The sequence below is a fragment of the Pollutimonas subterranea genome (assembly GCF_002849655.1).
GTDB classification, from domain to species: Bacteria; Pseudomonadota; Gammaproteobacteria; order Burkholderiales; family Burkholderiaceae_B; genus Pollutimonas; species Pollutimonas subterranea.
In genome coordinates this window covers 39,117-52,531 of record NZ_PDNW01000014.1, presented here as the reverse complement: position 1 = coordinate 52,531, position 13,415 = coordinate 39,117, and the positions used below count along the sequence as shown (strand labels likewise).

Sequence of the window (13,415 nt, the reverse complement as noted above, 5' to 3'; positions counted from 1 at the left end):
TGTCGCGGTAGTGCGGGATAAGCATCTGGTTTTAGACGCGGTAGAATCAGCAAGGAGTGGGATCTTCGCGATCCCTCTTGCCCGCGGCGCGGTGCTTTCCGGCCAGCAATCCCGTTCTATATTGTGCAATGACCCCTTCTTCTACAGATTCCACCCAGAACCCCAATACGGGTGCCAGAACTTCGCCTGATTTATCCGATATGCGGCCCGACGACTGGGTGGAGCGTTGGCTGCCACGTTCCTGGGGGCCCTATGCGCGCTTGTGCCGGCTGGACAGGCCGGTCGGGACCTGGCTTACGCTGCTGCCTTGCATGGCGGCCCTGGTACAGGCCGCCGATGGCTGGCCCACACTATTTCGACTCTTCATTTTTTCCCTGGGCGCGCTGTTGATGCGCGGCATAGGGTGTTGCTTCAATGATATTTTTGACCGCGACATCGACAAGAAGGTCGAGCGTACCCGTTTCCGGCCATTGACCAGCGGCCAGATCACGCTGAAAAATGCGTTGTGGTTTGTGTTGGCGCAGCTCGTGGTGTGCGCCATGCTGCTGCTGGCCTTGAACGAATACAGCCGATGGCTGGCCGTCGCGCTTATGCCCATCGTGATCATCTATCCGCTGTGCAAGCGATTTACCTATTGGCCGCAGGTGGTGCTGGGCATAGGCTTCAATTGGGGCATGCTGATGGCATGGTCCGACACACAAAATGCCGTTCCGCTTTCAGCCGTGGCCATGTGGCTAGGCGCGGTATTGTGGCAGGTGGGCTACGACTCCATTTATGCTTATGTCGATGTCAGGGACGACAAGCAGCTGGGGCTGCATTCCACTGCGCTGCGCTTTAAAGACAAGGGAAAAATCTGGATCAGCGGCTTCTACGTTGCGACCGTCGCGCTTTGGGTATGGGCCGGCTCAGCCATGCAAATGGCCTGGCCTTATTATCTGGTCATGGCCGGGATTGCCGCTCACTTTACCTGGCAGATGCGGGTCTTCGACCTGGCTCGCCCGGAACGTAATTTCATGCTGTTCCGCTCCAATATGAGCATAGGCGTGTTGCTGCTTGTGGCAGCCCTGGCGGGGACTATCACCGTCTAGAAAACAGGAATAACAACAAGCGGCCCAGCGGCGGGCCAAGTGGTACGACGATGCATGACTGTAAGTTCATGCGACAATTTGCACCCATCTGTTTAGTATTGGAAGAGTGATACATGCCTAATTTCATGGAGTATCTGGCTACCGCCTTATTCGCGATCGCCATCGTCCACACCTTTTCGGTGCCTGTCTTTGCACGCCTGGCCAACCGCGGCGGCGCGCATGCGGGGCTGTGGCATCTGCTATCAGAAGTGGAAGCGGTATTCGGAGTGTGGGCGTGTGTCCTTTTGGCCGTGATGGCGCTGCTTTCGGGGGTGGGCGAAACCGTCACCTATATTGACACGCGCAATTTCACGGAACCCGCATTCGTTTTTGCGATCATGGTGGTGGCGGCGAGCCGTCCTATCCTTGAAGTGGTCGGCATGTCGGTGAAGGCGCTGGCCCGCATGCTGCCGATTCGCAATGAACTTGCCATGTTTTTCATGACCATGGCCTTCGTACCGCTGGCGGGCTCTTTCATTACCGAGCCCGCGGCCATGACGTTGGCCGCGCTGTTGCTGCGCGACGCTTACTTTCGCCGTCCCGGTCAGGCCGGCTTCAAGTACATGACCATCGGCGTGTTGTTCGTCAATATTTCCATAGGCGGCGTACTAACCGCCTATGCCGCCCCACCGGTGCTTATGGTCGCGCAGACGTTCGGATGGGATACGGCCTATATGGCGACTCATTTCGGATGGCGAGCCGCCGCGGCTGTCATCATCAACGCAGCGGTACTTACCTTCATCTGTCGCGTGCATCTCCTGGATGGCAGCATAGGGCGTGATCCCACCGACGATGCACCGGTCCGCGCCCCAGTGCCCTGGATAGTGATCGCCATCCACACGATATTCCTGGTAGGGGTGGTAATTTCCGCACATCATCCCATTATCTTCCTCGGTTTCCTCATGCTTTTCATCGGGTACGCGCATGCCTATAAGCGGCATCAGAATCCCTTGTTGATCCGGGAAGGATTGATGGTCGGGTTTTTTCTTGCCGGCCTGGTCGTCCTGGGCGGCCTGCAGAAATGGTGGCTGCAGGATCTGTTGGCCGGTTTGTCGCCGACGGTCCTGTATTGGGGTGCCACCGCGCTCACAGCGGTGACCGATAACGCGGCGCTGACTTATCTGGGCTCGCTGGTTGAAGGCACCAACGAACTGTGGCGCTACATGCTGGTGGCCGGCGCTGTAACGGGCGGCGGACTTACCGTAATTGCCAATGCGCCCAACCCGGCCGGCTTCTCCATATTGAAGGGTACGTTTCCGGATGGCGCCATTTCGCCGCTGAAGCTGCTGGCATCCGCGGCTGTGCCGACGCTTGTCGCGGCTGTCATGTTCCTGTTGCCCCAACCGTTTTAGCGTGCAGCCCCGGTAGGTGGCGCAGCCCCATAATGGCCGTTGGCAAAACCGGCTAAAATTAAGGGATTTCTATGCTTCGCCGCGTCTACCCGTTCTCGCACGGCGGGGCGGCCGCAAGCGGGTTTTTCCTTTGGTGAACTTTCTTGGGACTGTTACGTGCCTATCTATGCTTATAAATGCAGCGCCTGCGGACATGCGCAGGATGTTTTGCGCAAAATGTCGGACCCGCTCCTGACAGACTGCCCTGAATGTGGGCAAAGTACCTATACAAAACAAGTTACCGCCGCCGGGTTTCAACTAAAGGGTTCCGGCTGGTACGTTACCGATTTCCGCAATAATGGCGGTGGTGCCCCGGCTCAGGCGGCCGGGACGCCGGCCGCCGGATCGCCGACCGCCGGATCATCGGCCGCGGCCCCTACGGCGGACAGCGGTAAAAGCGCCGACAGTGGCGCCGCCAGCAGCACGCCGGCGGCCAGTGCACCGGCCGCTGCTGCGGCGACGCCCGCCGGCCCCGCCGCTACTTGATGCCGTAGCCCAAGCACTGCATGCGTTTTTTCAAGCGATACTTCATCACCGGCCTGCTGATCTGGATTCCCCTGATCATCACGCTGTGGGTTATTGCGCTGCTGTTCAGCACGCTGGAAAGCGTCGTACCGGCATTCTTGTCGTCGCAGTCGCTGTTCGGACACCGCATACCCGGCTTCCAGCTCATATTGGTATTGGTGGTGGTATTGCTTACCGGCGTGCTGGGCGCGAATTTCCTGGGCCGCGCGGTGGTCGACCGCTGGGAGCAACTGCTGGGCCGCATTCCGCTGGTGCGCTCCATCTATAATTCGGTCAAGCAAGTCAGCGATACCATTCTTGCCCCAAATGGCCAGGCTTTTCGCGAGGCGGTTCTGGTTCAGTATCCCCGGCATGGGGCATGGACTATTGCATTCCTTACCGGTGCCCCCACCGGTGAAGTGGCCGAGAAGCTGGGTGACGACTATGTCAGTATTTACGTGCCGACAACGCCCAATCCGACTTCCGGTTTTTTCCTGATGATGCCGCGCCACGAAGTCCAGGTGCTCGATATGAGTGTCGACGCGGCGCTCAAGTACATTGTTTCCATGGGCGTTGTAGCGCCCGTTTCTATCAAGGGCCTCGAGGCCGGCAACGAGGCGGTGTCGATCATCGATGCCGCCCACGATATTGATCGCGCCGATGAAGCGCGCCATCCCGGCAACGATAAGCCCTGAGTCCAGTTTAAGAATTTATATACGGAGTAATCCTTGATGCGTACCTGCTATACCGGCGAGGTCAATAAAGACCACTTGAACCAGACAGTGACCTTGTTCGGCTGGGTCCATCGTCGCCGCGACCACGGCGGAGTCATCTTCATCGATTTGCGCGATCGGGCTGGACTGGCGCAAATCGTGGTTGACCCTGATAACGTGGAAGCGTTCAAGACCGCCGAATCCATACGCAACGAGTTCTGCGTACGCATCACGGGGCTCGTGCGCCAGCGTCCTGAGGGCACCAGCAACGCCGACCTGGCTTCCGGTGAAATCGAGATCCTGTGCCGCGAAATCGAAATCCTGAATGCGTCGGTGACACCTCCGTTCCAGCTCGATGACGACAACCTGTCGGAAACGACCCGGCTTACACACCGCGTGCTGGATCTGCGCCGCCCACAAATGCAGCGCAACCTGATGCTGCGCTACCGTGTGTCCATCGAAGTGCGCAAGTTCCTGGATAACCTGGGCTTCATCGATATCGAGACGCCCATGCTGACCAAGAGCACGCCTGAAGGCGCGCGCGACTACCTGGTGCCTTCCCGCGTGAATGCCGGCGAGTTCTTTGCCTTGCCGCAATCGCCCCAATTGTTCAAGCAAATGTTGATGGTTTCCGGCTTCGATCGCTACTATCAGATCACCAAGTGCTTTCGCGACGAAGACCTGCGCGCTGATCGCCAGCCTGAATTCACCCAGATCGATTGCGAAACGTCGTTCCTGAACGAAGTGCAGATACGTGAAATTTTCGAAGGCATGATCCGTCATGTATTCGCCAGCGTCCAGCAAGTGGAATTGCCAAGTTCCTTTCCCACCATGACCTGGGAAGAGGCAATGCGCCGTTACGGCTCCGATAAGCCGGACCTGCGCGTCAAGCTGGAATTCGTCGACGTTGGCGATTTGATGCGCGAAGTGGATTTCAAGGTGTTTTCCGCGCCTGCCAACGATCCGGCCAGCCGTGTCGTGGCCTTGCGCGTGCCCGGCGGCGCCTCGATGCCCCGCAGCGAAATCGACGCTTACACGAAGTTCGTGGGCATTTATGGTGCCAAAGGCCTGGCTTATATCAAGGTCAATGATGCCGCCGCCATTCCCGAAGGCCTGCAGTCGCCGATTGTCAAGAACATCCATGTAGACGTCCTGGCCCAACTGATTGAACGCACCGGCGCCCAAAGCGGCGACCTGATCTTCTTCGGCGCTGACAAGGCCAAGGTCGTCAACGACGCCATTGGCGCGTTGCGCGTGAAAATCGGCCATAGCGAGTTCGGCAAGGAAAGCGGGCTGTTCGAAGCCGGCTGGAAGCCGTTGTGGGTCGTTGATTTCCCCATGTTCGAATATGACGAGGACGAAGGCCGTTATTTTGCGGCGCATCATCCGTTCACCAGCCCCAAAGACGGGCACGAAGACTTTCTTGAAACCGATCCCAGCCAAGCGTTGGCCAAGGCGTATGATATGGTCTTGAACGGTTGGGAAGTGGGTGGTGGTTCGGTTCGTATCCATCGCGCCGATGTGCAAAGCAAAGTGTTCGGTGCCCTGAATATCGGCGCCGAGGAAGCCCGCGAGAAATTCGGCTTTCTGCTCGATGCCTTGCAATACGGTGCACCTCCGCATGGCGGCGTAGCGTTCGGCCTGGACCGTCTGGTGACCATGATGGCGGGCGCCGAATCCATACGCGACGTTATCGCGTTCCCCAAGACGCAACGCGCCCAATGCTTGCTTACCCAGGCACCTTCACCGGTCGACGAAAAGCAGCTGCGCGAATTGCACATCCGCTTGCGCAGCCCCGAAGCCAAACCAGCGCAGTAACAAGAGGAAGGACCGCAGTGTCGGTAATCCGGGTCGTCAGCTACAACATTCACAAGGGCCGCTCGGCAATGGGCAGCCGTGAGTCGTTGGCCGAGTTGCGGCTCGGGCTCTACAACCTGGGTCCCGACCTGGCCTTCCTGCAAGAGGTACAGGGCCGAAATCAATCCCGGTCCAGCCTTCATGCGCAGCATGAGTCGCTGGGTGCCGTGCTCTGCATGGAGGCCGCTTATGGTTGTAATGCCGTGCGCGATCATACCGATCATGGCAATGCCCTGCTATCGCGTTTCCCCATACTGAAACACGAAAACCAGGACATTTCCGATCACAAGATGGAACAGCGCGGGATTCTGCATGCGGTGGTGGAAATCAACAACACACCGGTGCATTGCCTGGTCGTCCATCTGGGTCTGTTCGCCGGCGGGCGCTCGCGGCAGGTAGCCGCGTTGGTCGAACGCATCAAACGTCTGGTCCCGGACGATGAGCCGGTGCTGGTCGCGGGCGACTTCAACGACTGGAACAATCGCCTGGCGCCATTGTTCGTTCAGCAACTGGGTTTGTACGAGGTGTTCGCCATCGCCCCGCAAAACGGCGAACCCGGCAACTTACGGGGCTCGGTGGCGCGTTGGCGCAACAGCCTGCGTCCATTTCCCAAGCCTTTGCCCCTGGCCCAGCAAGTCCATCAGTTGGGCATCAATGGGGCGGCGCGCCTTATCCCTCCGCCTCGCACCTTTCCCGCTGCGTTCCCATGGCTGCGCCTGGACCGGATCTACCAGCGCGGCTTCGCCGTACGCAGTGCGCGGGTGTTGCACGGTTCGCCCTGGAAGCAGTTGTCCGACCATGCACCGCTGGTCGCCGAACTTGAATTGCCGTGAACGCGCATACTCGACGTCTCGCACTGGCGCGACGGTACTGAACAAAGCCATTCCCCTTGATGGGCATGCAATCGACGCGTTTTAGAAAGGGACGCATCCATGGCGCGTAAACCATTGCGTTTGAAGTGGCACGAGGACAATCATATCGATCTCTTGCATAACGGCGAGGAGTTCTTCCCCGCCCTATGCGCGGCCATCTCCGCAGCCAAGCGCAAAGTCCATCTGGAAACCTATATATTCAACCTGGACAAGACCGGTCTGCTGGTGCTGGACCATCTGCGCGAAGCCTGTGCACGGGGTATTAAAGTGCGCGTGGTCATCGACGGCTTCGGAAGCCACGAGCATGCCAGGGAGATCGGAGTGCGACTGGCTAATATGGGAGCGCAATTCCGCATCTATCGGCCGGAGCCCACCGGCCTGCGCTATATGAAGTTCGATCTGCGCCGCTTGCGTCGCCTGCACAGGAAAGTGACGGTGGTCGACGAGCGTATCGCCTTTGTGGGCGGTATAAACATACTGGACGATTATGTGGATGTACCGGACGACGGAAAAGGTGCGCGCCCCCGGTTCGACTTTGCCGTTCGCCTGCGGGGCCCTATCGTGGACGACCTGGCGCGGGCGCAGCGCGGCCTGTGGCTGCGCATGGCATGGAGGCGGCGCGACGACTGGGCGGCCTTCTATCGGCGCCTGAAGGAATGGGGCAAGTGGCGTAGCCTTCGCGTTAAGGCGCCTGCCGTTCCCCTGGACGGCCCCGGGCATCGCGCGGCATTGCTGTTGCGCGATAACCTGCGTTTTCGCCAGACGATCGAAGATGCCTACCTGAGTATCATGGAGCACGCGCGCCACGATATCCTGATTGCCAATGCCTATTTTTTTCCGGGGCGTCGCCTGCGCAAGGCATTGGAGGATGCGGCGCGCCGTGGCGTGCGGGTGCGGCTGCTGTTGCAAGGGCGATCGGAATACCCCATGCAATACCGGGCCGGCCGCTACATGTACTGCAAGTTGCTGGACGATGGCATCGAAATCCACGAATACATGGCCAGCTACCTGCATGCCAAGGTCGCGGTCATTGACGACTGCGCCATGGTGGGCTCATCGAACCTCGATCCGTTCAGTTTGCTGCTGGCGCGTGAAGCGAACGTCTACGTCCAGGATGCGGCTTTCGCCGACGAGCTGAAGTCGGCGCTTGAAACAGAACTGCAGAACAACGCCCGGCTCGTTACCGAGGAAGCATTGCAGGGCCGTGGCATGATCGGGCGCTGGATCGACGCCTTTTCATACTTCATGCTGAGGGCCGGGGTGGCATTGACCGGCAAATCGTCAGAGTATTGAACTCCCCGGCGCCATCAGGACTCCGGCACGCCTATCGTTGTCGTGCCTTACTTTAGAAGTGTCCACTGGCCGTCTTTGACGGTGATCATTTCGCGGCCACGTTCGTCGAAGCCGCTGTGGTCTTCGGGACTCATGGTGTAGACGCCTTGAGTGGCGACCAATTCATGAGTGTTTTCCAGGGCATCGCGCAAGGCGCTGCGGAATTCCGGGGTGCCTGGCTTGGCCGCTTTGGCGGCAATCGGAATGGCCTTTTCAAGCAACAAGCCCGCGTCAAATACATTGGCGCCGAACGTGGCAGGCGCGCTGCCATACATGTCGGTGTAGCGGGTAATGTAGTCTTGTGCGATTTTCTTGGAAGGATTGCTGTCGGCGATTTCTGGCAGTACCAACATCAGGCCCGCTGCCAGGATTGTGCCTTCCACATCTTTGCCGCCCAGCTTCAGGAATGCGGGCAACGCAGCGCCGTGGGTTTGGTAGAACTGGCCCTTGTAGCCTTGCTTGGCCAACGTGGCTTGGGGCAGTACCGCCGCTGTGCCGGTGCCGGCGATCAGCACCGCGTCGGGCTTGGCCGCCAATACTTTCAGGGCCTGGCCGGTGACCGAGCTATCGGAACGAACGTAGCGCTCAACCGCAACCAGCTTAATGTTGTTTTGCTTGGCCAGGTCGCTAAATACCTTTAGCCAGTTTTCGCCATAGGCATCGTTGAAGCCGATGAAGCCGGCGGTTTTAACGCCCGTGCCAACCATGTGCTGCACCAGCGCCTTGGCAATCAGGTCGTCATTCTGCGTGGTTTTGAAAACCCATTTCTTTTCGGGAGTCATGGGCAGAATCACTGAAGCCGTACCCACGGGCGACAGCATGGGCGTGCCGGATTCGGCCACGAACTGGATAACCGCCATGGCGTTGGGCGAACCGGTAGGCCCGATAATGGCGTCGACTTTTTCCTCGCTGAGCAGCTTCTTGATGATGGTGACCGATTGGGTAGGATCGCTGGTGTCGTCCAGCGAAACGTATTCAACCGTCAGGTCGCCGATTTTTTTGGGCAGCAGCGGAACCGTGTTCTTTTGAGGGATACCGACCATTGCGGTGGGACCGGTTGCCGATGTGACCACGCCTATCTTGACCTGAGCCAATACGGGGGCGGTGGCCATAGCGGCAAGCAGCGTCGCGGTAAGCGCAAGCGTTCTGAAGGACATGGGCGGGTTCTCCGTTAAAGAATGAGTATGCAAGGAGACATGGGGCGTCATCCTGATGGGGCGTTGTTGCCGTTCGGAGGCTATTCTAAACGGCATAGTCGATTCATACATATGCCGCGTCGATCCGGTTCTTTATGGGCATTGATCCGGGGTTCCACGGATTCATGGCACGAGGTGCGCAAACTGACATGTAGCGGTGCACACCAGCACACGACCTTGCGCTTTGACGTTGCTATTCTGCTTCCATACCTCAGAGTCCGGAGCAGAATTATGTCAGCCACGTTACTACCAGGAAGTTCAGCATTTGACGGAATTCGCGAGCACATGATAATCGATGGCCGTCCCTATACGCAGTCCGACGGCCCGACTATCCCGGTTTACGACCCCGCCACTGGCACAGTAATCGCCCAGCAGCTCGAGGCCGGACCAAAGCAGGTCGACGATGCAGTGCAAGCGGCACGCCGGGCTTTCGACCATCCGGATTGGCGCGATATGTCTCCAGCCGGGCGTGAAAAACTACTATTGAATCTGGCGGAGCTCATGGAAGTTCATGCTGATGAACTGGCTCGCCTTGAAACCCTCAATAATGGGAAACTGTTGGCACTTTCACACGGCCTGGAAGTCGGGGCTGGAACCCAGTGGCTGCGTTACATGGCAGGCTGGGCGACCAAGATTTCTGGTGAAACCTTGAATGTTTCCATTCCGTTTCCGCCAGGTGTTCATTACCATGCATACACCCGACCGGAGCCGGTTGGCGTGGTAGCTGCCATTATTCCCTGGAACTTCCCCTTGCTTATGGCCATCTGGAAAATCGCACCGGCCGTGGCCACCGGCTGTACCGTCGTGCTGAAGCCCGCCGAAGAAACTCCGCTGACCGCCATTCGTTTGGCAGAGCTCGCGCTCGAGGCAGGCTTCCCTCCCGGTGTCGTCAACGTTGTTACAGGCCGCGGCGAGGTAACGGGCGCCGCGCTAGTGGCGCATCCAGACATCGACAAGATCGCTTTTACCGGATCTACCGAGGTGGGCAAGCTAATAGGTCGGCAAGCCATGGACGATATGAAACGGGTCTCGCTTGAACTAGGAGGCAAGTCGCCCGTTATCGTGCTGGACGACTGCGATGTTGATTTGGCTATTCAGGGTGCCGCAAATGCCATCTTCTTCAATCAAGGTCAGGTATGTACCGCAGGTTCACGTTTATATATCCAAAAAAAGATATACGAAAAAGTAGTAGGCGGCCTGGCCGACCTGGCTGACAGCATGAAAATGGGTTCGGGATTCGACCCGACTACGCAACTAGGTCCGATGGTGTCTGAACGCCATTGCAAACGGGTGCTCGATTATATCGATATCGGCAAGCGGGAAGGCGCCACTGTTATGACGGGTGGAGAACCCGACGAGAGCACGGGCTATTTCGTAAGACCCACTGTATTCGCCGATGTTGCGCCCGATGCCCGGATCGCACGCGAGGAAATATTTGGGCCAGTGGTCGTAGCAGCTACTTTTGACACCGAAGAGCAGGCGATACAGCTGGCTAATGACTCGCGTTTCGGCCTGGGCGCGAGCATCTGGAGCAACGACCTGACGCGCGTCAACCAATTGATACCGCGCTTGCAGGCCGGTACGGTCTGGATCAATACACACAATATGCTGGATCCGCACATGCCCTTTGGCGGGTACAAGCAATCTGGAATCGGGCGCGAGCATGGTGCCGCCGCTATTGACATGTATCTGAAGAAAAAATCAGTTTGCATGGCGTATGCGGCGGCGCGTTAAGAATAATAAGCCGCCTTGGCGTATATCACTAAAAGGGGATTTCAATAATGATAAAAGCAGGCGATATAAGAATAAAGGCCTTGGCGATGGTTGCCTGTCTTGGTATGGCTGGGGCAGCACAGGCCGGCGATCCAAGTGCGCGAGACTGGATCCCCGCGCCGCCTGGAACAAACCTGATAGCGGGATACTTTGCCACGCTTGGTAGCCACGGATTTTATAACCGTGGTAGTCGCATTGAAGACGGCCCCGAACTGGATGTTCAGGCGCTGGTTTACAGGCAAATGCATTTTAGAAAAGTAGGCGAAACCACCGTGCAGTACGAACTCATTGCACCGTCGTACCGCACAACCTTGAAAGTTCCCGGCATGCCAGACGATCGTCTTTCCGGCTTTGGCGATATCGTGGCCGGTGCGGCCTTCTGGTTCTATAACAATGAGGAAACCAAAACCTGGTTTGCGTGGGAACCTTTTATAACGATTCCTACGGGTCGCTATCGTGGGTCTCAGGCCGATGTGTCGCCTGGCAAGAATCGCTGGACTACCATCCAGGACTTTGCCTTTGTGAAAGGCATAGGCGAGTCCACATATCTTGAGGCTATCGCCGAGTTCGAGTTCTACGGGAATAACGACAACTATTACGGCCAGACCTTGAAGAAATCACCTTCCATACGCTTGATGGCCCTGGCATCGACCAATCTGACACCAGATACGTATGTCGGCTTGCGGTATCGCTACGAAACCGGTGGACGGGAAAAGGTCAATGGCGAAACCATGGTAACGCGCAATAACAGTCATCAACTGGCGCTGGAAGCCACGCACCAGATCAACGAGGCAAACCAGATCCAGCTTCAGTACATCCATGACCTTAAAGTAGAAAATGGCCCGCGTATGCGCGGAGTGCAGCTTCGTTACGTGTATGCATTCTGACTACACGTCTACCTGCCAGGAGCAAACTTACATGATTACTGTTTTTAGACGCAAGCCGGGTGCAGCCAAGTTGCTGGCTATGGCAACCCTTCTGACGGCGTCAGGAATCGCATCGGGTCAGCAACAGGCGCCGCTTGAGACTCTTAGCGGCGGCCATAAGCTCTCGAACGATGCATCACATCGGATTTACGTCATGGATTCGGTGTTCCAGCACCTGACCGAAAGCCGGCTCAATATCTATGATGGTGCCACAGGTAAGTTCCTGGGCATGGTGCCCACCAGTTATAACGGACATATGCAGGTCTCCAAAGACGGTAAAAACATCTACACGATGACCACCTATCACGAGCGCGTGACTCGTGGAAAACGAACCGATGTGGTGGAAATCTGGGATGGCTCCGCGCTGACATTCAAGAAAGAAATAATTATCCCCGCCAAGCGAGCCCAGGCATTGAACTACAACGGGATCTTCAGGCAAACCACAGACGGCGAGTTCATCGTTTTACAAAATGCGACGCCGGCTACTTCAATCACGGTGGTCGACGTTGCCAAAGAAAAGTTTGCCACCGAGATCACTTCCACGGCGGGTTGCTGGAGTGTTATTCCGTTGCCGAACAAGCCACGAAGCTTCATGACCATTTGCGGCGATGGCTCTTTGTTGTCCATAAACCTGGATGCCGAAGGAAAAGTGGCCAGTCAGCACCGCAGCACGCGTATGTTTCCGGTACAGGATGATCCCATTTTTATTGCGCCAGGCCTGTTGAACGACAAGGCTTACTTTGTTTCCTTTCACGGGAATGTCTATACCGCCGACCTCCATGGAAATGAAATCAAGTTCGAACCGGTGTGGTCATTGCTTAGCGAGGCCGACAAGGCGAAGGGCTGGGTACCCGGCGGCTACAACCTGATTGATGTGGAACAGGCCAGTAAACGTCTGTATGTGTTCATGCATCCCGATGGTAAAGAGGGGTCGCACAAGAATCCCGCAGCCGAGATCTGGGTCTATGACTTGGCATCGAAGACGCGCATAGCGCGTGTGCCAGGTCGTGATGCATTGTCGATGTCGATCGTACAGGGTGCCTCACCCCGGCTGTTGACCTTAGACGGCGGCAATGTGAACATCTACGATATCAGCGCCGTTCAACCCGAATATTTAAAAACAATAGAAGGCGCTGGAGAAGCAGCACTACAGGTGCTGCCCCATCCGGGCAGTGGAGGGAAATGATGATCGATCCGATACTGATCCACGTCAGTGCGGCCAGCCTGGCCGGCATCTTTTTGCTGGGCTCGCTGGAAAAACTGCGCAACTTCATTGGTTTCCAGGGCGTTGTATCTGACTATGCATTGCTGCCCATGGGCCTGATCGTACCGTTTGCCGCAGTGTTTGTTACGGCGGAAATCGCTGCTGGAATCTTGCTGCTGATTCCGGCCACTCGTCCCATGGGGGCCGTAGTCGCCGAGCTGCTGTTGTTGACGGGTACTTTGGGCATGGCTATCAATCTACTCCGGGGCAGGCGTGATATTGATTGCGGATGTGGTGGCTACACAGATAAGCCAGGTGGCTTGACATGGTGGCTGGTTGCACGCAACGGCTTGCTATTGGGACTTGCTCTTCCTGCGCTATTGGCGAACCAGGCCGTTGCACGCATGTTGGCCTGGACGGATGGTTTGACGTTCGTTGGAGCGACCCTGGCCGTTCTCGGGCTTTATTTTTCACTGAACCAACTGATCGATTCCCATACCAAGCTTCAAAAACTCTAAGG

General features: G+C 57.3%; 12 protein-coding genes. 11 read left to right on the top strand and 1 reads right to left on the bottom strand.

Going from position 1 to position 13,415, the window contains the following annotated elements:
• Positions 1-128: 128 nt before the first annotated feature.
• From ubiA to clsB, 7 genes are all read left to right on the top strand, one after another.
• A complete protein-coding gene (gene ubiA / locus CR159_RS15485) occupies positions 129-1,088 on the top strand; it encodes a 4-hydroxybenzoate octaprenyltransferase (protein ID WP_102074872.1) in 960 nt (319 codons plus the stop codon).
• A gap of 113 nt (positions 1,089-1,201) precedes the next feature.
• Positions 1,202-2,479, top strand: coding sequence for a putative Na+/H+ antiporter (locus CR159_RS15480; RefSeq protein ID WP_102074871.1), 1,278 nt, complete (start codon positions 1,202-1,204; stop codon positions 2,477-2,479).
• Positions 2,480-2,635: 156 nt separating this feature from the next.
• Positions 2,636-3,004 (top strand): FmdB family zinc ribbon protein, encoded by a 369-nt coding sequence (locus CR159_RS15475; RefSeq protein ID WP_102074870.1) that lies wholly within the window; start codon positions 2,636-2,638, stop codon positions 3,002-3,004.
• 20 nt (positions 3,005-3,024) lie between these two features.
• Entirely contained in the window at positions 3,025-3,717 is a 693-nt protein-coding gene (locus CR159_RS15470; RefSeq protein WP_102074869.1) for a DUF502 domain-containing protein, read from the top strand.
• 36 nt (positions 3,718-3,753) lie between these two features.
• Complete coding sequence (gene aspS, locus CR159_RS15465) at positions 3,754-5,553, top strand: aspartate--tRNA ligase (RefSeq protein ID WP_102074868.1); 1,800 nt, start codon at positions 3,754-3,756, stop codon at positions 5,551-5,553.
• 17 nt (positions 5,554-5,570) lie between these two features.
• Positions 5,571-6,425 carry an endonuclease/exonuclease/phosphatase family protein gene (locus CR159_RS15460; protein ID WP_102074867.1) on the top strand — a complete coding sequence of 285 codons (855 nt, stop codon included), beginning with the start codon at positions 5,571-5,573 and terminating at the stop codon, positions 6,423-6,425.
• Positions 6,426-6,524: 99 nt separating this feature from the next.
• Positions 6,525-7,757, top strand: a complete 1,233-nt coding sequence (gene clsB, locus CR159_RS15455) for a cardiolipin synthase ClsB (RefSeq protein ID WP_102074866.1) — start codon at positions 6,525-6,527, stop codon at positions 7,755-7,757.
• 47 nt (positions 7,758-7,804) lie between these two features.
• On the opposite strand, the gene CR159_RS15450 is transcribed toward clsB, so the two are convergent.
• Positions 7,805-8,953 carry an ABC transporter substrate-binding protein gene (locus CR159_RS15450; protein ID WP_102074865.1) on the bottom strand — a complete coding sequence of 383 codons (1,149 nt, stop codon included), beginning with the start codon at positions 8,951-8,953 and terminating at the stop codon, positions 7,805-7,807.
• A gap of 270 nt (positions 8,954-9,223) precedes the next feature.
• Here CR159_RS15450 and CR159_RS15445 point away from each other — a divergent pair, with 270 nt between their 5' ends.
• Genes CR159_RS15445 through CR159_RS15430 form a run of 4 tightly spaced genes read left to right on the top strand, consistent with a single transcriptional unit; the run spans position 9,224 to position 13,413 of the window.
• The gene (locus CR159_RS15445; protein WP_102074864.1) at positions 9,224-10,726 is read left to right on the top strand and encodes an aldehyde dehydrogenase family protein; all 1,503 of its coding nucleotides are present in this window, start codon (positions 9,224-9,226) and stop codon (positions 10,724-10,726) included.
• A gap of 47 nt (positions 10,727-10,773) precedes the next feature.
• Positions 10,774-11,652: a transporter gene (locus CR159_RS15440; protein ID WP_233208348.1), complete on the top strand. Its 879-nt coding sequence runs from the start codon at positions 10,774-10,776 to the stop codon at positions 11,650-11,652.
• A 31-nt stretch (positions 11,653-11,683) separates the two neighbouring features.
• Positions 11,684-12,877, top strand: coding sequence for an amine dehydrogenase large subunit (locus CR159_RS15435; protein WP_102074863.1), 1,194 nt, complete (start codon positions 11,684-11,686; stop codon positions 12,875-12,877).
• Positions 12,874-13,413, top strand: a complete 540-nt coding sequence (locus tag CR159_RS15430) for a MauE/DoxX family redox-associated membrane protein (protein WP_233208347.1) — start codon at positions 12,874-12,876, stop codon at positions 13,411-13,413. The genes CR159_RS15435 and CR159_RS15430 overlap by 4 nt, the downstream gene beginning before the upstream one ends.
• The last annotated feature ends 2 nt before the right edge of the window (positions 13,414-13,415 follow it).

What these genes read in the sequence shown, in the direction of transcription:
- ubiA (WP_102074872.1), top strand. Translation starts at nt 129, where the DNA reads ATGACCCCTTCTTCTACAGATTCCACCCAGAACCCCAATACGGGTGCC.
- CR159_RS15480 (WP_102074871.1), top strand. Translation starts at nt 1,202, where the DNA reads ATGCCTAATTTCATGGAGTATCTGGCTACCGCCTTATTCGCGATCGCC.
- CR159_RS15470 (WP_102074869.1), top strand. Translation starts at nt 3,025, where the DNA reads ATGCGTTTTTTCAAGCGATACTTCATCACCGGCCTGCTGATCTGGATT.
- aspS (WP_102074868.1), top strand. Translation starts at nt 3,754, where the DNA reads ATGCGTACCTGCTATACCGGCGAGGTCAATAAAGACCACTTGAACCAG.
- clsB (WP_102074866.1), top strand. Translation starts at nt 6,525, where the DNA reads ATGGCGCGTAAACCATTGCGTTTGAAGTGGCACGAGGACAATCATATC.
- CR159_RS15450 (WP_102074865.1), bottom strand. Translation starts at nt 8,953, where the DNA reads ATGTCCTTCAGAACGCTTGCGCTTACCGCGACGCTGCTTGCCGCTATG.
- CR159_RS15445 (WP_102074864.1), top strand. Translation starts at nt 9,224, where the DNA reads ATGTCAGCCACGTTACTACCAGGAAGTTCAGCATTTGACGGAATTCGC.
- CR159_RS15440 (WP_233208348.1), top strand. Translation starts at nt 10,774, where the DNA reads ATGATAAAAGCAGGCGATATAAGAATAAAGGCCTTGGCGATGGTTGCC.
- CR159_RS15435 (WP_102074863.1), top strand. Translation starts at nt 11,684, where the DNA reads ATGATTACTGTTTTTAGACGCAAGCCGGGTGCAGCCAAGTTGCTGGCT.
- CR159_RS15430 (WP_233208347.1), top strand. Translation starts at nt 12,874, where the DNA reads ATGATGATCGATCCGATACTGATCCACGTCAGTGCGGCCAGCCTGGCC.